Source organism: Cupriavidus necator N-1 (genome assembly GCF_000219215.1).
Classification (GTDB): Bacteria; Pseudomonadota; Gammaproteobacteria; order Burkholderiales; family Burkholderiaceae; genus Cupriavidus; species Cupriavidus necator.
Map to the genome: position 1 here is coordinate 1,454,012 of NC_015723.1, position 19,395 is coordinate 1,473,406.

The window sequence follows — 19,395 nt, forward strand, 5'->3', positions numbered from 1 at the left end:
CTCGAAGGCTCCCATCGGATGACCGCATCGGCCGATGATCCGCCGTTGGCCGGCACGGCGGCGGACCGCTCTTGCCGGCTGAGGAACTGCCATTCCCTGAGGCAGCTTCGAACGGCCGACCTCGGAAAACTAAGGGAAGAAGCTCAATGCCTGCTTAAAGGCGGAGACACCTCAGGACAGAAGCAAGTCCGCAATACTTCAAAATGCAAACAGTAACGCTCGGCATCAGCGACGGCGCCTTAGCGCCGTCCGCAGCATGGCGTTGTCAGGTGCTGGTGCGTCCTGTTTCATGGCGCAGGCCGGCTGAAATGCAAGACTTTCGCGTTCATCCGGATGGGGCAGATACAGCCGTTACGCGTCACACTGGATGCACAGCGCGCAAAGCCGTGGAATCCTGGTCGCTTACTTCATTCCTTGCATACACTCCTTCGGATCCATGGGCCCCAGGTTCTTGACGATTTCGAATTTCATGCCCTTCACCTGGGCGATATACATGTTCAGCCGGACGTGATGCTGACTGGGCACCATTTCAGCCGGCCCCCCTGGCCCCTGTGCGATCTTCGCGTGGTCCAGTGCTTTGATCACATCATCCTGGTTTAGCGAGCCGGCTTCTTTTACCGCAGCCTCCCAGAGTTTCAGACCACGGTACAAGCCGGTGGCTGCGCTGCCAGCGGTGAATTTGGCTTCGCCTGGATAGAGCTTGTCATACTTCGCCAACAGTTCCTTGCTAAAAGGATCGCTGACGTTCTGGTAGTAGTCGAGGCAACTATATAGGCCCTCCACTTGTTCCGGCGGAAAGAAGCCAAGGAAGTTCTCCTCGAAGTACGTGCACACGAGGTGGCCGCCGCGCTTCATGAAGCCGGACTGATGGAGTTGTTCGAGGAACGACCCCAGGCCGGGCGGAACTATCGTGTTGAATACCACCTCGGCTCCGCTGGAGATAATTTTTTCGATTGTCGCTTTATAGTCGGTATGGTCGAGCGGAAAGTACTCGTCGCCGACGATCGAGCCGCCATGGGCGGTTGCCACCTCACGTAGCTTCCTGTTCATCGTGTGCGGCCAGATGTAATCAGCCGATGGACAGTAGAACTTCTTTGCTCCGGTTTTCTGCATCAGCCATGGAATCGTAGATTCAACCTGCTGAGCAGGCACTGGGCCGGTGCAAAAGATCAGCGGGTGGCATTCCTCTCCCTCGTATTGCTCCGGATAGATGTAGAGCTTCTTGCCCTGCGAGACAGCAGGACCCTTGATGGCTTGCCTCATGGAGCTGTAAATGCCGCCGAAGACAACGTCGACCTGATCTTGCTGGACGAGCTTCCGCGCCTTGGCTTCCCCAACGCTATCGGTCGTTGCGCTGTCCTCGAGGTACAGCTCGATCTTCCGTCCCAACAAGCCCCCCCTTGCGTTGATCTCATTGATCACCATTTTGGCCACATTTGCATTGGCGATGCCCAAGAACGAGAGGGGACCTGTAATGTCGGTGATGACGCCCACCTTGATGGATCCACTTGTTGATTCACTCATCGGTTCTTCTCCCTCAAACGGCCACGTTAAGCAGCGGAAGGCAAGGCCGCCGGCTTGCCCGGTAGCTGGGCGATATTGTCAAGACTAGTTCATTGGGGCATTTCTTCTGTCCACTACCTCATTAGCGATGCCCCGTTCAAGTTAAGAGTTAAGACGGCCAATGGCAGCCACAGGTTGTGGGGCAAGCGGCACATGATCGAAGTGCAAGTGGCTACTTAGGCCGATGAAGCGACGATCGCCAACCTTGAGAGCCGCTAGCCATCTGTAGTGGTCAAGTTATTTCGGACAGGCAGATAGGTTCTTTTTCTATCGATTTCGCCTCGTAGGCAGCGGGCGACAGATACCCCAGGGTTGAGTGCAAGCGCACCGGATTATAGAAACCAACGATGTACTGGGTGATGTCGCGCCGTGCCTCGGCGTGGTTGGCGTATTGACGCTGCCACACGCGCTCCATCTTCAGGTTCAGGAAGAACCGTTCCGTCACCGCGTTATCCCAGCAATTGCCTTTTCGACTCATGCTGCAAACAATCTGATGGCGTGCCAGCAAGGTCTGATACTCCGCGCTCGCGTACTGACTGCCCCTATCCGAGTGCAGCACCAGTCCCGGCGCTGGCCTTCGCTGCTGCAGCGCCATGCTCAGTGCCGACATCACCAGGTCGGCCGGCATGGTCGGCGCCATCGACCAGCCCACGACCTTGCGCGAGTACAAGTCCAGCACGACCGCCAGATACAGCCAGCCTTGAGCCGTGCGGATATACGTTATGTCCGAAGTCCAGGCCCGATTCGGCTCGGCCACGTCGAATTGCCGGTCCAGCACGTTCTCTGCCACTGGCAGCGTGTGCTTGCTGTCAGTCGTCGACACGAACTTACGCTTCCAGGTCGCGCGCAAGCCCGCTTCGCGCATCAGCCTACGAATCCGGTAGCGGCCAAGGCGCACCCCTTGTTCCCGCACCGCATGCATGACACGCCGGCTGCCGTAGCTGGCGCCGCTCGCAGCGAACGCCGCTTTGACGTGGGTCTGCTCCTGCAGAGTCTTCATGCTTGGCTTGGCGCGGCGGTGCGCATAGTAGCCCGAGCGGCTCACCTGCAATACCCGGCAGGCGTTACTGACCGATACGGCCTCCTGTTGCAAGTGGGCTACCACCCGGTAGCTCACTTCAGTTCCCGCGCAAAGAAGGCCGAGGCTTTTTTTAGCAAGGCGTTATCCTCGCGCAGTTGCCGATTCTCCGCCTCCAGTTGCCGGATGCGCTGCTGTTCCGCCGTCAGCGGCTTGCCCACGCCAGGCCCGCCGGCGCACTCTGCATCGTACTGCGCCATCCAGCGCCGAACGGCCGTCTCACCAAGCTCCATCGACCGGCAAACCTCGCTGACCGATAATCCTTGGTCTCGCACCATCCGTACTACTTCCAGCTTGAAGCTGGCGTCAAATTGTCGGCGCCTTCTTGTCATCTATCTTTTTTCCTCGTCGATTCCGGATTGTCCTCCTATCGACCTGTCCGAGGAAATTAGACCACCACAATCCTTCACCGGCCGTCCGGCGAGCGGAGGCTGGATGGCGGCACATCGGCCAACTCAACCCTTCCGCACTGAGCAGTCGAATGACTCAGTCACGCCCTTAGCGCTAGGTTCCCGAGGAGTGGCGAACCGCGCTTCCTCAAGGCGTTGAGGTAGCTGCTCTCGTCGTACCGAGCTCCTGTCTGCCAACAACGGTAGAGGATCCGTATCCACTTGAACGCCAATGCGCGAACCGCAGCCTGGTACGAGCTGCCCTTCGCTCGATACAGTCAAACTCGCGCCTGCCCTCACCGGCCGGCTGCAGGCAGATGTCATGTTTAGTATCGGCCCAATCGATGCCGACGAAGGCCTTGAATTGCTGATTCAACAGAGGTGCCATGTGAACCTCCACAAGTGATAGATTACTTGGCAGGGACATGCATGCTTGCGTTCAGCGAAGGCAATATAGTGAGCCGGTGCGACGGCGAGCCCTGAGTATTCGTTTGAGCGCAAGCGCACCTGTGGACTCGGAGCTAACTGAGCAATCGTCCTGGCGTTTGGGTCGGGATATTCGTAGCCCACAGGTGCATGTCCCGCCTTCACTGGCAGCTTCGCTGCCAGTCCCAAGGTATCGATGAAAGCGGGACGGACTATCTATAAAGGGTCGGGAAGCGCCGGTCGGCACCCTGCCCTCACTTGCCCCAGATCGGCGACGAATCGACCCGGTCAGTGGCGGCTACCTCGAAGGAGACCGCCCAAATCGGGGGCTGATTAAGCGGCAGGCGGCGGGGTTCTCCTCCGAGCGTGTCAGATTTTCCGTGTGCCAGAGGTCATGAGATGCTTGTAAGCAAAACTGACCATGACCGTAGCGATGTCCACCAAGAAGACCAAGAAACCGAAGGCACCCAAGCTTGTTTCCGACGAGCTGATTGACCAATTGCTGGCGCAGGTCGAGAACAAGGATGCCGAGTCGATTCTCGGCGAATCGGGCCTTGCCGGCCTGCTCAAGAAGCGGTTGGCCGAGCGCATGCTGGCCGCCGAACTGACGCACCATCTGGCTGCTGAGGCCCAGCAAGGCAGGAGCGGCAATCACCGCAACGGCACCAGCCCAAAGACCGTCCTCACGCCCAACGGCGAACTGGAATTGGACATTCCGCGCGACCGGCAGGCTACCTTCGAGCCGCAACTTGTGGCCAAGTACCAGCGCCGGCTGCCTGGCTTTGATGACCACGTGATCAGCATGTATGCGCGCGGCATGAGCGTGCGTGAAATCCAGGGTCACCTGCAGGAACTGTACGGCCTGCAGGTCTCGCCCGACCTGATCTCCACCATCACCGACGAGGTACTGGCGGAGGTCGAGCAATGGCAGCAGCGTCCGCTGGAGGCGATGTACCCCATCGTCTACTTCGACGCGCTGCGCCTTAAGATCCGCGACGAAGGCACCGTCAGGAACAAGGCCGTCTACCTGGCCTTGGGTATCCGCGCCGACGGGCGCAAGGAGGTGCTCGGGCTGTGGATCGAGCAAACCGAGGGCGCCAAGTTCTGGCTCAAGGTCTTCAACGAGTTGAAGAACCGCGGCCTGGAGGACATCCTGGTCGCCGTCGTCGACGGCCTGCGCGGCTTCCCCCAGGCAATCGAGGCCGTCTACCCGGCCGCGCAAATCCAGACCTGCATCGTCCACCTGATCCGCAACTCGCTCAACCTGGCGAGCTGGAAGGATCGCAAGGGCCTGGCGACCGCGCTCAAGTCGATTTACCAGGCTGCCACGGCCGACGCCGCCGCCGGCGCGCTGCAGGCGTTCGCCGCCAGCGATTGGGGCCGGAAATTTCCCACGGTGGCCGACATGTGGCGCCGCCAATGGGAACAGGTCATCCCGTTCTTCGTCTACCCGCCCGAAGTACGCAGGATCATCTACACGACCAACGCCATCGAAAGCATGCACATGCAGTTGCGCAAGATCGTCAAGAACCGGGGTCACTTCCCCAGCGACGAGGCGGCCAGCAAGCTGCTTTACCTGGCCTTGCGCAATATCGAGAAAGACTGGAAGATGCCGCCTATCACTTGGAAGCAGGCGGCCAACCAGTTCGCCATTCTCTTCGGCGACCGCTTCACCAACGCCCTACGCTGAAATTTTTTCAACCTACCTCAGCACACAGAATTCCTGACACCTCCTCTCCTCCGGAGACCGCGGCTAACTTCGTCGTTGCCCCCGCTTTGGCACGCTGTCTCCAACAACGGCTATTTGTCGCACCTTCCCCTGTCTGCTGGTTTAGTGTTGCGCCACCGCGTCGGCGTCATCCCGAATTGCGCCGTGAACCAACGGACAAACGAGCCATAAGAGGAGTATCCGAGCGACTCGGCAATGCGGCCCAGCGAGAGGCTTCCGTTGTCCATATAGTGGATGACAAGATCGCGCCGTACGCTATTGACCATGTCGGAGAAGACCGCTCCGGTGCTTTCGAGCTGGCGCTGCAGCGTGCGCACGTTCATTCCCACGCCTTGAGCAACTTGCTCGATGGTAGCGCGCCCTATCGGAAGCATCAGATAGATCGCCTTGCGCACCTTGAGCACAACTGACGGCTCGTTAGCCCCCGGCAACCCTTCAAGCAAGCGTTGGGCATGGCGTGCCATGATGGGGTCGGCAATGGGGTTGGGAATCTCCAGGTCGGCAGTTCGGCAAACCAGACCGTTGAACGAGCTTGCGAACTCCAGCTTCCCCCCGAAGATGCGGCGGTGCAGCCGCAGATCAGGTGGGGCGTCATGGGTGAAATTGACGCTAAGAGGGTGCCAGGAGGTGCCCAGAAGCGTGCTACACATGCGTGACAGTGTGCCCAGTGCCAGCTCAACTGACTGTACGGATGGGCCGGCGTCATCCGCGACGACGTCCTCCCGGACGAAAACCTTCTTGCCGACCTCCTCGATCCGGATGACCAGGAACTCATTCATCAGGTGCCGAAACTGAATCAACGTTCCGACAGCGTCGCGCAGGGTCCTTTGATGCGTGAGCAAAACGCTGACGACACCGAGGTCAGACAGTTGCCACAGGTCGGCCATACGCAGCCCGAATGTCGGACATTGTGTGATCCGCGTAGACTCTTCAAGCAAGGTAACGGCACCACTCCCGGAAATCCAGTGGTCCGGGTCCGCAAGCATCTCTCTGCTCAACCTCAATTTCCGTAGCAACGGCTGCGGTTCCAGGCCCAATTGCTGCGCAACCTTGAAGTAGTTCCTGAGCACGCCAGTGCGAATCAATGTGGCCATCGTTTCTCCGTTACTCGGGAAGTAACCCAGAGCCGTTCGTTCAGGGGAAACCCGGGTATTCCGAATATTCTGTCATGAAATGAGACATGAATGTCATGAAATGAGAGAAAGCGACCGCCCCGGGATTACTAGACTAATCCCGGTTCGAGCTCAACAGTTCGTTGCGGCGCCGATAGCTACCCCCCATTAAGGAGAACGAAATGCAATTTCTGGATGATTCGCTGCACCCGGAGAACATGGACAAGGTCGTGATCACGGTGGCCCCCTACGGTCCGGAGTGGATGCCGGAAGATTTTCCCGAAGACATCCCTGTGACCATGGAAGCGCAAATCCAGAAGGCAGTCGATTGCTATGAGGCCGGCGCCAGCGTGCTGCACCTGCATGTGCGCGAACCGGATGGCAAGGGCTCCAAGCGCCTGTCCATGTTCAACGAACTGATCGCCGGCGTGCGCAAGGCGGTGCCGGACATGATCATTCAGGTCGGCGGCTCGATTTCGTTTGCACCGGAAGACGATGGCCAGGCTGCCAAGTGGCTGTCGGACGACACCCGACACGCACTGGCCGAACTGGACCCGAAACCGGACCAGGTGACGGTAGCGCTCAACACCATCCAGATGAATATCATGGAGTTGATCTATCCGGAATTCTACGAAGGCACGTCCCTCGCCAATCCGGCTACGTACGATGCCTACCGTGAAATGATCGTTCCGGCAGGCCCGACCTGGGCGGAAGAACACTTGCGCCGCCTGCAGAATGCCGGCATCCAGCCGCACTTTCAGTTGGTTGGCATGCACGCGCTCGAAACGCTGGACCGCATGGTGCGCAAGGGGGTCTACAAGGGCCCGCTGAACCTGACCTGCATCGGCATCGGTGGCGGCCACCATGGACCGCATCCGTACAACCTGTTCGACTTCATCCAACGTGCACCGGATGGCTGCACCGTTACCGCAGAGTCGTTGTTCAAGAACGTACTTCCGTGGAACACGATGGCGTTGGCGATGGGTATGCATGTGCGCTGCGGCATTGAGGACACCCTCATCGATCAGCATGGCAAGCGCTTCACCTCGGTGCAGCAGGTGCAGCAGCTCGTGCGAATCGCCAAGGAGTTGGGCCGCGAGATCGCCGATGGCAAGGAAGCGCGGGAAATCTACCGTATTGGCACCTGGTACGACGATGTCGATGAAACCCTGGCCGCCAACGGCATGACCCCGAACCGCAAGCCTGGTGTCAAGAACGTGCCGCTGCGCCGCGCAGCCTGAGTCGACTACGGCACAGACGAGAAGTCGGTCCAGTTGATATGTGCACTCCAGCCTGAATTGCGACAACTGGATCGATCTGCTTTGTCTTGTTCGCTACTGCTGACGTCAGTCATGAGGAGCAAGTCTGAGCGCCCCTGCTCATGCCAGACACACCTGTCATTCGCACAACCACCGCATACGACGCCGTAACAACACATACGCAAAGGGCCAAATGACCTCGAACATCATCCGGCTTGTACGCCGTACCTGCCTTGCAACACTGTTGTCCGCCCTGCCCCTCTCCAGCGCACTGGCGGAAGGGGATTGGCCCAATCGCCCCATCCGCATCCTCGTTCCAGCTCCGGCGGGGGGCGCATCCGACATGATCGCACGTACGATTGCGGAGAGCATGCGCCAGAACCTCAGACAATCCGTGGTGGTTGAAAACAAGCCCGGCGCGGGCGGCATCATTGCCACGGACGCAATGCTCGGCGCGCCACGCGATGGCTACACATTCGTGCTGTCTCCCAACTCGCTAGTGACGGAGAACCCGTACAGCTACAAATTCCGCTTCGATCCCTTCAAGGATGTGGTACCGGTCGCTGAAGTGGCCAGCGTGCCGCTGGTGCTGGTTGCCGACCCTCGTCTGCCGGTCACCAATCTCAGCGAGATGGTGGCCTACGTGAAGGCACATCCGGGAAAGGTCTCCTACGCGTCCTACAGCTCGGGTACGATTTCTCACATCAAAGGCATGCAGTTCAACAAGGCGGCCGGGCTGGACATGGAGCACGTCGGCTACAAGGGCTCGCCCCCTGCGCTCACCGACCTGATGGGCGGCCAGATTCAGATCATGTTTGACGGCATGGGCACCGCGCTTGCGCTCGTGAAACCCGGCAAGGTCCGGGCGCTGGCGGTGACATCGGCCGAGCGTTCGCCGTTCCTGCCCGATGTGCCGACAATGGCGGAAGCGGGCTATCCAAATCTCAGCCAGATCATGGGCACCAGCGTCTGGTCCACGCCAGACGTGCCGGCTGCCATCCGCAGCAGGCTGCAGAGGGAGCTACTCAAGGCCGTCTCATCCCCTTCGGTGAAGAGCCAGCTTGCGGCACTTGGAATGAACCCAGGGAGTCCCACGCAGACGACGGCCGATTTGGAGAAGACGCTCAAGCGGGAGAACGAGCGGACAGGTCAGGCACTACGTGCCATCAACTACAAGCCCTCCTTGAACTGACCGCCATGCACGACGACAAGTACACCGGTACAAGTACCCTGCCAGCCACGCCCATCAGCGACAGCTTGCGCGCGAGCGGCTATTGGAATCCGGAGTGGAACAGCTTCACCGAGCTAGACCCCATCTGGACCGAGAAATTCCTCGACATGGCCATGCATCCTATGGCCAAGGGGCTGATAGAGCCAAAGGTCTGGGAGTTCATCTCCATAGCCGTCGATGTATCCTGCACGCACATGTACGGTCCTGGTACGCGGCGCCATATCCGCCGGGCGCTCGAGCTCGGCGCCACCAAGGAAGAGATCGCCGCTGTCCTTCAAGGCGTCAGTGTTCTAGGCTTGCACGCGAACAGCATGGGTGCGCCGATGCTGCTCGAAGAAGTCGCGCGCTTTGACGCGCATTCTCAAAGCAAGAAGTGAATCTCTTCCATCCAAGGCAAAGCATGCCAGTCAGCCTCATGTGCTGACTGGCATGCTTTCGGGTCTTCAGCGTTTTCCGGGAAAGGGTCTCATCTCGTTTGACAGCAACAACACCAGTCAAGGCGGCAGGCGCCATGTCAGGCTGCAATAAACACAGCAGTCCGCCCTCGCCAACTGGCACCGGGCACGCCATTGCAGCGTGCCCGGCTTGCAGACGCTTACTCGACCGCGATGCCTTTGTCGCGGATCACCTTGCCCCACTTGGCATAGTCCTGCTGGATGCGCTGGGCCATCTGTGCCGGCGCCTGGTAGTTGGCAATGGCACCGGCCTTCAGCAATTTGTCCTGGACATCCTTGTCGGCCAGGATCTTGCCGACCTCGCCCGAGACGCGGTCCACCACCTCTTTGGGCGTTCCCGGCGGCGCCAGCAGGCCGCCCCAGGAAACGGCGTCGTAGCCCTTGAAGCCTTGCTCGGCAATGGTCTTGACGTCGGGCAGCATGCTCACGCGCTGCGGCGAGCCGACCGCGATGGCGCGCAGCTTGCCCGCCTGGATGTGCGGCAGCGCGGCGACGAGGTCGGCGTACATGATCGGGACCTGGCCACCGAGGGTGTCGCTGATCGCGGGCACGCCGCCCTTGTAGGGCACGTGCTGCATCTCGAAGCCGCCCATCTGCTTGAGCAGTTCCATGCTCAGGTGGCCGAAGCTGCCCGCGCCGGAGCTGGTGTAGTTGAGCTTGCCCGGCTGTGCCTTGGCCTGTGCGATCAGCTTGGGCAGGTCCGTCACGCTGGGCAGCAGCGTCGGGTTGACCACCACCACGATCGGCAGGTCATAGACGGTGGCGACGGGCGTGAAGTCCCTGGTCGTGTCGTAGCCCGCCTTCTTGTACAGGTGCGGCGCCAGCAGCGTGGGCGTGGCCAGCATCATCAGCGTGTAGCCGTCGGGCGCGCTCTTGGCCACCTGGGCGGCAGCGATGGAACCCGATGCACCGGCGCGGTTCTCCACCACCACCGGCTGCTTGAGGCGCTCGGCCAGCTTCTGGCCGACGATACGCGACGCCGTATCCGTGGGCCCGCCCGGCGGGAACGGCACGACGAGCTTGATCGGCTTGCTCGGCCAGGATTGCGCGAAAGCGCTGCCGACCAGCAGCGGCACCGCGGCCAGGGCCAGGATGGCACGACGCCGGGAGTGGACCATACGGGTGAAATTTCGAGTACGCACGATTGTTGTTCCAGTTGAATCAGTGCAAGGGAACCCAAGCCCCCTTGCCGGGCAGGGCTGCGCGGACGTTCATGTGCGTCCGCGCGGCACGAATGCTCAGGCCTGCTGTGGTGTCTCGGGCAGCGTCAGCACGCCGCGGGCCTGCAGTGCCTGCAGCTGGTCATCGCTCATCTGCAGCAGGTTCTGCAGAACTGCCCGCGTGCCCTCGCCCAGCGTCGGGGGCGCGTTGCGGATCGGCAGGCGCTGGCCATCCAGGCGGTAAGGGGGCGCGAACACGTGCGTGCTGCCTGCCACGGGATGGGGCATCTCGCGCAGCAGGCCGCCCTCGCGGGTCCGCTCGCTGGTCAATGCCTCATGCAGTCCCGCCACCTTACCGCAAGGAATGCCGCAGGCCGTCATGCGCTCCAGCAGCAGGTCGCGCGCAAAGCCGCGGATCAGGCCCGTGATCATGGGGGTCAAGGTCTCGCGGTTTTTGGCGCGCTCCACATTGGTGGCATAGCGCGGGTCCTCGACGATGTCCGGACGCTCGATGACCTGGCGGCAGAACTTGTCGAACTGGCTGTTGTTGCCCACGGCGATGATCAGCGGGCCATCGGCGGACTCGAACATGCCATAGGGCACGATGGACGGATGGGCATTGCCATAGCGTGCGGGGTCGCGCCCGAGCAGCATGGCGTCCAGGCCGTAATAGCCGGTAACCATCAGCCCGCAGTCGTACAGCGCCATCTCGATCAGCTGGCCCTTGCCCTTGCGCTCGCGGCGGAACAAGGCCGCCAGCACCGCCTGCGCGGCATACATGCCGGTCATCAGGTCCACCACGGCTACGCCGAACTTCAGCGGCGGCGTGTCGGCTTCGCCGTTGAGCGCCATGAGCCCGGCCTCACCCTGGATCACCAGGTCGTAACCGGGACGCTTGGCCTCGGGGCCGCTGGTGTTGTAGCCGGAAACCGCGCAGTAAATCAGCTCGGGCTTGATGGCCTTGAGCTGTTCGTAGCCGAGGCCAAGCTTCTCAGCCCCGCCGGTCTTGAAATTGTGGATGACCACGTCGAACTGCGGCAGCAGGTCGTAGACAATCTGCACGCCTTCCTTGCTCTGCAGATCCAGCGTGATGGACCGCTTGTTGCGGTTCATGCTGTTGTAGTAGGTGGTCTCGGTCTTGCCGATGCGCATGCCCCAGTCGCGCGTGTCGTCGCCGCGGCCGGGGTGTTCCACCTTGACCACCTCAGCGCCGAAATCGGCCAGGACCTGGCCACACAGCGGTCCCGCAAACACACGCGACAGGTCGAGTACGCGCACGCCCTCAAGCGGGAAGTCGATGCCTTGGGATTGGTCAGGCGTCTGCATTGTTTGTCTCCATGGGCTGTTTCGAGGCACGAGCCGTCTGTGAATAATCGTAGCTTATGTCGGGCTGGCGTCACGCGATGCCGGCAGGGCTGCCGCAGCGCAGGACTCTGGATGCGGTGCCGGAATCGCGAATGTCCGTGCCGGCGATGAAGACTGCAGTGCATCGCCGACGACGGTGGCGACAGAAGGAAGCGGAAGCTTCCTCGGGCGTGGGCGGGTCCCCATCGCGGTCAGCCTAGCATTCTTGCTTGGATAACACCGCTATACAATCCCGATTCAAATTGACAAAATGTTCAATAAAATTTGACAGTGAATCGGGCCGCTGAGGCACCCTCCGTCGGCGACCTTGACTCGAGGTTGTGCTTCTTGAGCAAGAAGGCGGTTCTGATTGCACCGCCCCTCTCCTCCGCAGGTCAGGGCTGGCCCTTTGGGGCCGACGCGGGGTGGCTACGCGTGGCCGCTGCCGAGGCGCCTTGGCCGCCTGCACGCCCCATATTACGGTCAACGTCACCGTGAGCTGCGCTCTTGTCCTTTTTGGCGCTCTCGCCGGAGGCACCGCTGGCAGCCTGCCCAGACGGCTCCGCGCGCCTGCCAGTGTCAGTCCCTGGTGTTGGAGGGGGAGCCGTAGCGGCCGCCCTGGGCCCAAGCCGCAACAGCCGTAAGCGAAAGGGCGGCGAGGAAGGCTAGCTTTTTCATTGCTGTCTCCGTTCATGTGAGATAGCGCGCTTAGAGATAGAGGCGTATTAGATTTTTCAAACCTTCTTCACGTAAGAGTTGCACCAACCGTTTGCTGCGACCTGCTTATTACTGAAAATAGGACAGGGTCCCCACGCGTCGCCGGCTTTTCCTTGAAACAATTGGCAGTTGCTGCACTTCTGGCTTGCCTCGTGCCTTGGAAATTTGGCCTTATCGACCTTCGTTGTTTCGTGCTTGTATCCTAGTGAGACGGCTTGTGGATCGTTCTCGTCAAGCTTCCCCGCTTGTGCATTTGCCGGGGACTCGATGCCACCCACTGCGGCCGCAACAACGCCCGATATACCCCTCAAAAATGTTCGTCGAGTAGTCATCGCAGCACCTCCAGTCAAGACATTGTTGGTCAGCTTGTATTCGCCTCCCTTCCTTTCACGCTAGACGTTCGAGCGGCAAACACAAGCCATGAGGCCCGCTTTGCTTCGAACCGAAAAGTGCAGCACAAGACGCTGCGACCGGCGTAACCCAGCGCCGCCCCCTGGGGACAGCGCCGCGGCGGCAAACTGCATTGCATGAACGCCGGGCCGCGCGGGTGGCATCCGCTCCATCCCTTGCCATCGCCCTGCCCCAGCCGAAACATGGTTCAGGAAAGCACCGCTTGTAAGCCGGAGGTCAAAAAGCCAGGTCTCATACAGAATTAACAATTCGTCATCTTGCCAACGAGACAAGTTGCCTAAGCTGAGGCGAGCCGTCTGCAATTGGAGGAGGTCCTCATGCATTGCAATAACAAGCTTATCCCGTTGCTAGCCGGAACCGCGCTCTGCGCAGCCTTGACGGTCAGCCCCCCCAGCCAGGCGGCCACGCTGGTTTCCGGCCCCAGCCCATTTGCCGGATGCACCGTTGGCGGCGGCACCGGCATAAATTATTTGAATGCAGAGGTCGAACCTTATCTGGCCATCAATCCCGCCAACCCCACCAATTTCATTGGCGTGTGGCAGCAGGACCGCTGGTCGGATGGCGGCGCACGTGGTCTGGTTGCCGGTTCCTCCTTCGATGGCGGCAAGACCTGGACGCAGACGGCCCTGCCGTTCAGTGCCTGCGCCGGCGGGCTCGGTTACGAGCGCGCCTCCGACCCGTGGGTGTCGATCGGGCCCGACGGCACCGCCTATGCGATCTCGATTTCGTTCAACCGCTCCAACAACAGCAACGCGGTCGGCGCCGCGGTCTCGCGCGATGGCGGCAAGAGTTGGCAAAACCTAAGTGTCATCATTGCGGATAACGAACCCTCTTCGCAGTTCTTCAACGACAAGGAATCGGTGACGGCCAATCCGGTCACCCCTGGCGTTGCCTACGCCGTATGGGACCGTCTTGAGCAGCCGAATGCCAATCCGTATGCCAATTTGCACACCGCCGCCTTCCGCGGACCCGCGCTGTTCTCCAAGACTGTCGACGGCGGCCTGACCTGGAGCCCGCCGAAAGTGATCGTGAACACCCCGTCGCGGCAGCAGACCATTGGAAACCAGATCGTGGTCAACTCGCAGACCGGCACGCTCTACAACTTCTTCAACCTCATCAGGCCGCCCTTCAATATCACCGCGTCCAAGCTCGCGTTCGTCATGTCGACCGACGATGGCGCCACCTGGAGCAAGCCTGACGTCATCGCCGACATGCGCACGGTGGGGGTGACGGATCCCAATACCGGCGAAGCAGTGCGCACCGGGGACATCATTCCCGAGCCCGCCATCGACCCGGCAACCGGGCAACTCTACGTGGTGTGGCAGGATTCGCGCTTCAATGGCGGGCTGTACGATGAGATCGCCATGTCGACATCACGCGACGGCGGCCAGACCTGGAGCACTCCGATTCGCGTCAATACGCCTACCGGACGTCCCGCATTCACGCCGTCCGTGCGAGTCAATTCTGCCGGAATCGTTGCTGTTACCTACTACGATTTCCGCAACCTGGCCACCGGCAACACCACCACGCTGCCTACGGACTACTGGCTCACCACCTCGGGCAACGGGGGCGTTTCGTTCGGCGGCGAAGTCCATCTGGCCGGTCCCTTCGATATGAAGACGGCGCCGGCGGCATCGGGCTTCTTTGTCGGCGACTATGAAGGGTTGGCGACAATGGGAAATGCCTTTGTGCCCTTCTTTGTCCAGGCGAACTCAGGCAATACCGCGAATCGCACAGATGTGTTCGTGGTTGCTCCGTAACAGTAACCTGCATCATCGCTCCCTGCCTCTCCTGGCCGACGCCAGGTTAGGGGGAGGCGTGGTTGCAAGGATGGCTAGAAGGCCGGCGCTGTCAACTTGCTGGCAGTGCGCCGAATCTGAGGCAGGCTGGTACCACTGCACAGAAATCAGGGGCGCGAAGTACCGATCCCCATTTCTTCGAAGAGCTCGCGCCCCTTCACGATGCACTGCTGCTTAGCATCTTTAGATTTTTTGTACGCCCTTCTGCCGTCTTATTTCCCGTCAATCCACTGAAAGCTGTGCTTGCGCCTGCTGGCGGCTCCGGTTCACGCCGTTCTCCTGATTGCCATCATCGTATCGACGTCAATGACGCAAAAATCGCGCTGGACCAATGCGCATACTCCTCACGGATATCGGAGCGATAAGGGCCCGGTGGCGAATCAGAATTCCCCATGTTTGCAAATTGCGTTTCCCCGCTTTAGCAGGGGGAGGCTTCCCACCGCGGAGGGAAGCTGTCAGGCTCGCCGATTGCGGCCCGCGCAATGCGGATTTGCGAACGCCGGAGCCGCCGATTGGGCTTGCGCGCCTTAGCACGGGTGCGGCTGCGCCAGGTTTTCATAGGACAGGATTTTTTTAGGGATGAATCAAGCGATCTTGCAATACCTGACCGAGCGCCACTGCTCCTCGCAATGGCGTGACGTGCTGACGGCGTTGGCCGAGGAACTCTCGGGGGTGATGGACCCGCCCAGCCTGCGCGCCTTCATGTGGCGCGTTGGCGTGCGGTTTGCCCAGCGGTTTGATCCGGGCAACTGCGCCACGCTGGCCGAACTCGAGCGGGCGCTTGCGCAGATCTGGCTGGACGTGGACTGGGGATGGGCCAGCATCGAGGATGCTGGCGGCGCGCTGGTGATCCGCCACTACTGCGCGCCGCTGCAGGCAGCGCTCGGCGAGTCATCCGGCAGCTGGTCGCCGGCATTCCTGGAAGGGGCCTACCAGCACTGGTTTCGCATGCTGGGTTCGTCCGACACCCTGAAGGTCAGCCAAAGTACGCCGATCGATGCTGCTGGGTGCCTGGAATTCCGGTTTGGCCGTTGAGGCGACGCGGGCCCGCCCTGCCGGGCCGGCCTCCCCAGCAACAGCACTCCTCTCCGTGAGTCAGAACCATGAGCCAGTTAGACGACCTGTCCCAGCTGTTCCAGCGCTTTGGCGGCAAGCCGGAAGCCTATAAAGAGATCGTGCGCGAGGACGCCGCGGCGCAAGCGCGCGAGCGTTGGCCGCTGCTGTCGGCGGTGCGGGTGGACGGCGCCGGCCTCGTGCCGCCGGTGCATGGCGCTGGACAGCCTGCGGCGGCACCCGTTGCGCCCGTAGCGTCGCCGGCCATGACGGCCGCGGTAAAGCCGATGGCAAACCCGGTCGAGGCGCCCGCGATGGCGCCGCGCTTTCGCACGCCCGAAGGCATGCCGCCGGCGCCGCAGACGCTGGCCCAGGCTGTCCCGGCGGTGCCGCCCGCTTCAGGTCCCGCATCTGGCCACGCATCCGGTCTCACTCCTGCTGCCGAGCCTGCAGCATCCTCCTGCCCCGCCGCCATCTGGACGCCCACACCCGAGCCCGCCGAGCCGGAGCGGGCAAGCCCGATCCAGCCTGCCCAGCCGGTCGCTGCCGGCACCGAACTGTCGCGCGTATTCGCGCGGCTCGAAGGCCGCACGCAGCCGGCTCCGGCCAGCGAGCGGGTGCCCGCCCGCCGTTCCTTCCTCGATCGGCTGAATCGCTCGTGAAAATCATTGCAGTCGTCTCGGCCAAGGGCGGTGTGGGCAAGACCACGCTGTCGGCCAACCTCGCCGAAGCCCTGGCCATGGCCGGCGAGCACGTCCTCGCCGTCGACCTTGACCCGCAGAATGCACTGCGCCTGCATTTCGGCATGCCGCCGCACGAGGTGTCGGGCCACGCGCGCGCCACGCTGGCAGGCGAGGCCTGGCAGCAGAGCATGTACCGCGGCCGCTCTCGCGTGGTGCTGATGCCGTTCGGCGCGCTCAACGAAGCGGACCGCTCCGCCTTCGAGGCCCATCTCGTCACCCATCCTGGCTGGCTGCGCACGCAGCTCGGCACGCTGGGCCTGGGGCGCGACGACGTGGTGGTCATCGATACGCCGCCGGGCCCTTCGCCCTACATGCGCCAGGCGCTGTCATGCGCGCAGCTTTGCGTGATGGTCTCGCTGCCGGACGCCGCCTCGTACGCCACCATGCCCCTGATGGAAGACCTGATCCGCACCTATTGCGAAGGCCGTCCCGATTACCTAGGCCACGTGCTGGTCATCAACCAGGTGGACGTGAGCCGCCAGCTTGGCAAGGACGTGGTGCAAGTGCTGCGCGCCCAGCTCGGCGAGCGCGTGCTGGGGGTGATCCACCAGGACCAGGCCGTGGCCGAGGCGCTTGCCTACGACCGCAGCGTGCTCGAGTACAACCCACATAGCCAGGCCACGCACGACCTGCAGCGCTGCGCCGCGTGGCTGCGCCGCGTCATGGCGGCCCATGGAGAAGCCGCGTGAAGCCAGACCAGTCCATGCGCTCCCCCAACGCGTTGTCGGCGGCCTTGCAGCGGTTCGGCAATGGCTTCGTGGAACTGCCGCTGTGGAACCGCAGGCCGGTACGCACCCTGGCGCTGGTGCTGGCGCTGTTCATGTTCGCGCTGGTGGTCACGGTGCCGCTGGAATTCTGGCAGCAAGTCGGCTTTGTCACGGCCTGCATCGTGCTGGCCATGTGGCTGAACCGGGTCAAGGGCCATCTCGCCACCCTGATGATGGTGGTGCTGTCGGTCGCGGTGTCCAGCCGCTATATGTACTGGCGGCTGACGGAGACGATAAGCCTGGGCAATTGGGTCGACGCGGCGTTCGGCATCGGCCTGGTGCTGGCCGAGCTGTATGCCTTCGTGGTCCTCCTGCTCGGCTACTTCCAGACGGCCTGGCCGTTGAAGCGCCGTCCGGTGCCGATGCCCGCGGACAGCGCCACCTGGCCCACCGTCGACATCTTCATCCCCACCTACAACGAGCCGCTGTCGGTGGTGAAGCCCACGGTGTTCGCCGCCATGTCGATGGACTGGCCGCGCGACAAGATCAACGTCTACGTGCTCGACGATGGCCGCCGCGAGGAGTTCCGCGCGTTCTGCGAGAAGGTGGGCGTCACCCACGTGACGCGCAACCACAACCGCCACGCCAAGGCTGGCAATATCAACGAGGCGCTCAAGAACACCCACGGCGAGTACGTGGCGATCTTCGACTGCGACCACATTCCCACGCGCTCTTTCCTGCAGATCTGCATGGGCTGGTTCATCAAGGACCGCAAGCTGGCCATGCTGCAGACACCGCACTATTTCTTCTCGCCCGATCCGTTCGAGAAAAACCTGCGCACTTTCCAGGAGGTGCCCAACGAGGGCGAGCTGTTCTACGGCCTGGTGCAGGACGGCAACGACCTGTGGGACGCCACCTTCTTCTGCGGCTCGTGCGCCATCATCCGCCGCGCGCCGCTGCTCGAAGTGGGCGGCATTGCGGTGGAGACCGTGACCGAGGACGCCCACACCGCGCTCAAGCTGCACCGCAAGGGCTACGGCACGGCCTACCTGGCGATTCCGCAGGCGGCCGGGCTGGCCACCGAAAGCCTGTCCGGCCACGTCGGCCAGCGCATCCGCTGGGCGCGCGGCATGGCGCAGATCTGCCGGGTGGACAACCCTTTGCTAGGCCCGGGCCTGTCGCTGCCGCAGCGGCTGTGCTACCTCAACGCCATGCTGCACTTCTTCTACGGGCTGCCGCGGCTGGTGTTCCTGACCGCGCCGCTGGCCTACCTGCTGTTCGGCGCGCACGTGATCCAGGCCTCGGCGCTGACCATCGCCATCTTCGCGCTGCCGCACATGCTGCACGCGAACATGACCAACTCGCGCATCCAGGGCAAGTTCCGCCATTCCTTCTGGAACGAGGTCTACGAATCGGTGCTGGCGTGGTACATCATGCGCCCGGTGCTGGTGGCCTTCGTCAACCCGGCGGCCGGCAAGTTCAACGTGACGCCCAAGGGCGGCGTGATCGAGGAAGCGTACTTCGACTGGGTCATCTCGCGCCCCTACCTGGTGCTGCTGCTGTTCAACCTGCTGGGCGTAGTGGTGGGCCTGCTGCGGCTGTTCGTGTGGCACCAGGAGGCCACCACGGTGGTGCTCAACCTGGCCTGGACCTTCTACAACCTCATCATCCTGGGCGCGTCCATTGCCGCGGCCAGCGAGACGCGCCAGATCCGCGAGGCGCACCGCGTGGCGATGAAGCTGCCGGCCACGCTGCACTTCGGCGACGGCCGCGCCGTGGTATGCGAAACCATCGACTTTGCCGAAGGCGGCATCGGCATCCGGCTGCCGCATGGCGTCGAGGCCCAGGTGGGCGAGCCAGTGCGGATCTCGCTGTACCTGCAACACGACGAGCACATGTTCCCCGCCAGGGTGGTGTTCCAGGGCGAGTCGCACACCGGGCTGGTGCTGGGGGAGATGAGCCCGCGCGAGGAGATGGCCTTCATCCAGTGCACCTTCGCCCGCGCCGACGCCTGGATCGATTCGTGGGGCCGCAAGCGCCCGGACGCGCCCGGCATGGCGGCCGGCCAGATCCTGCGCATCGGCCTGCTCGGCTTCCATAACGTGATGTTCCACCTGAGCCGCGAGATGCGCCGGCTGCTGCGCCGGCCCGAGCCCGGCGCTTCCGCCAATTGACCAGCCAGAGCCGTTCACGCGCCGCGTCCCGTCCGGCTGCGGCGC

15 protein-coding genes and 1 pseudogene are annotated in these 19,395 nt (G+C 62.2%); 9 read left to right on the forward strand and 7 right to left on the reverse strand.

Going from position 1 to position 19,395, the window contains the following annotated elements; all coding sequences use genetic code 11:
* Window positions 1–402 precede the first annotated feature (402 nt).
* The 3 genes and pseudogenes from CNE_RS24750 to CNE_RS42235 all read right to left on the reverse strand — a co-directional run.
* The gene (locus CNE_RS24750) at window positions 403–1,524 is read right to left on the reverse strand and encodes a substrate-binding protein (RefSeq protein ID WP_013953027.1); all 1,122 of its coding nucleotides are present in this window, start codon (window positions 1,522–1,524) and stop codon (window positions 403–405) included.
* 271 nt (window positions 1,525–1,795) lie between these two features.
* Window positions 1,796–2,973, reverse strand: a protein-coding gene (locus CNE_RS24755) for an IS3 family transposase (protein ID WP_202947886.1) whose coding sequence is annotated in 2 segments (ribosomal slippage) — window positions 1,796–2,706 and window positions 2,706–2,973 — 1,179 coding nt in all. Because the reading frame shifts where the segments join, the coding sequence is not laid out codon by codon here.
* 158 nt (window positions 2,974–3,131) lie between these two features.
* Window positions 3,132–3,302, reverse strand: a pseudogene (locus CNE_RS42235) (IS110 family transposase); the annotation flags it as partial.
* A 575-nt stretch (window positions 3,303–3,877) separates the two neighbouring features.
* On the opposite strand from CNE_RS42235, the gene CNE_RS24765 reads away from it, so the two are divergent.
* Complete coding sequence (locus CNE_RS24765) at window positions 3,878–5,146, forward strand: IS256 family transposase (protein WP_013953029.1); 1,269 nt, start codon at window positions 3,878–3,880, stop codon at window positions 5,144–5,146.
* Between the two features lie 110 nt (window positions 5,147–5,256).
* Here CNE_RS24765 and CNE_RS24770 read toward each other — a convergent pair whose 3' ends face one another.
* Window positions 5,257–6,279 (reverse strand): AraC family transcriptional regulator, encoded by a 1,023-nt coding sequence (locus tag CNE_RS24770; RefSeq protein ID WP_013953030.1) that lies wholly within the window; start codon window positions 6,277–6,279, stop codon window positions 5,257–5,259.
* A 200-nt stretch (window positions 6,280–6,479) separates the two neighbouring features.
* Between CNE_RS24770 and CNE_RS24775 the strand changes: the two genes are divergently transcribed.
* The 3 genes from CNE_RS24775 to CNE_RS24785 all read left to right on the forward strand — a co-directional run bounded on the left by CNE_RS24775 (window position 6,480) and on the right by CNE_RS24785 (window position 9,164).
* Window positions 6,480–7,538 carry a BKACE family enzyme gene (locus CNE_RS24775; RefSeq protein WP_013953031.1) on the forward strand — a complete coding sequence of 353 codons (1,059 nt, stop codon included), beginning with the start codon at window positions 6,480–6,482 and terminating at the stop codon, window positions 7,536–7,538.
* A 211-nt stretch (window positions 7,539–7,749) separates the two neighbouring features.
* Window positions 7,750–8,748, forward strand: a complete 999-nt coding sequence (locus tag CNE_RS24780; RefSeq protein ID WP_013953032.1) for a Bug family tripartite tricarboxylate transporter substrate binding protein — start codon at window positions 7,750–7,752, stop codon at window positions 8,746–8,748.
* A gap of 5 nt (window positions 8,749–8,753) precedes the next feature.
* Window positions 8,754–9,164, forward strand: a complete 411-nt coding sequence (locus CNE_RS24785) for a carboxymuconolactone decarboxylase family protein (protein ID WP_013953033.1) — start codon at window positions 8,754–8,756, stop codon at window positions 9,162–9,164.
* Window positions 9,165–9,382: 218 nt separating this feature from the next.
* Here CNE_RS24785 and CNE_RS24790 read toward each other — a convergent pair whose 3' ends face one another.
* From CNE_RS24790 to CNE_RS39445, 3 genes are all read right to left on the reverse strand, one after another.
* Window positions 9,383–10,360, reverse strand: a complete 978-nt coding sequence (locus CNE_RS24790; RefSeq protein ID WP_013953034.1) for a Bug family tripartite tricarboxylate transporter substrate binding protein — start codon at window positions 10,358–10,360, stop codon at window positions 9,383–9,385.
* A 120-nt stretch (window positions 10,361–10,480) separates the two neighbouring features.
* Complete coding sequence (locus tag CNE_RS24795; protein ID WP_013953035.1) at window positions 10,481–11,728, reverse strand: CaiB/BaiF CoA transferase family protein; 1,248 nt, start codon at window positions 11,726–11,728, stop codon at window positions 10,481–10,483.
* A 752-nt stretch (window positions 11,729–12,480) separates the two neighbouring features.
* Window positions 12,481–12,795, reverse strand: coding sequence for a high-potential iron-sulfur protein (locus tag CNE_RS39445; RefSeq protein ID WP_080569592.1), 315 nt, complete (start codon window positions 12,793–12,795; stop codon window positions 12,481–12,483).
* Window positions 12,796–13,191: 396 nt separating this feature from the next.
* On the opposite strand from CNE_RS39445, the gene CNE_RS24800 reads away from it, so the two are divergent.
* From CNE_RS24800 to bcsA, 5 genes are all read left to right on the forward strand, one after another.
* Window positions 13,192–14,634, forward strand: a complete 1,443-nt coding sequence (locus CNE_RS24800) for a sialidase family protein (protein WP_013953036.1) — start codon at window positions 13,192–13,194, stop codon at window positions 14,632–14,634.
* A 618-nt stretch (window positions 14,635–15,252) separates the two neighbouring features.
* Complete coding sequence (bcsD, locus tag CNE_RS24805; RefSeq protein WP_013953037.1) at window positions 15,253–15,708, forward strand: cellulose biosynthesis protein BcsD; 456 nt, start codon at window positions 15,253–15,255, stop codon at window positions 15,706–15,708.
* Window positions 15,709–15,776: 68 nt separating this feature from the next.
* Window positions 15,777–16,388 carry a cellulose biosynthesis protein BcsP gene (bcsP, locus tag CNE_RS24810; RefSeq protein WP_013953038.1) on the forward strand — a complete coding sequence of 204 codons (612 nt, stop codon included), beginning with the start codon at window positions 15,777–15,779 and terminating at the stop codon, window positions 16,386–16,388.
* A complete protein-coding gene (gene bcsQ / locus CNE_RS24815) occupies window positions 16,385–17,158 on the forward strand; it encodes a cellulose biosynthesis protein BcsQ (protein ID WP_013953039.1) in 774 nt (257 codons plus the stop codon). The genes bcsP and bcsQ overlap by 4 nt, the downstream gene beginning before the upstream one ends.
* 14 nt (window positions 17,159–17,172) lie before the next feature.
* Window positions 17,173–19,350 (forward strand): UDP-forming cellulose synthase catalytic subunit, encoded by a 2,178-nt coding sequence (gene bcsA / locus CNE_RS24820; RefSeq protein WP_371827413.1) that lies wholly within the window; start codon window positions 17,173–17,175, stop codon window positions 19,348–19,350.
* Window positions 19,351–19,395 lie beyond the last annotated feature (45 nt).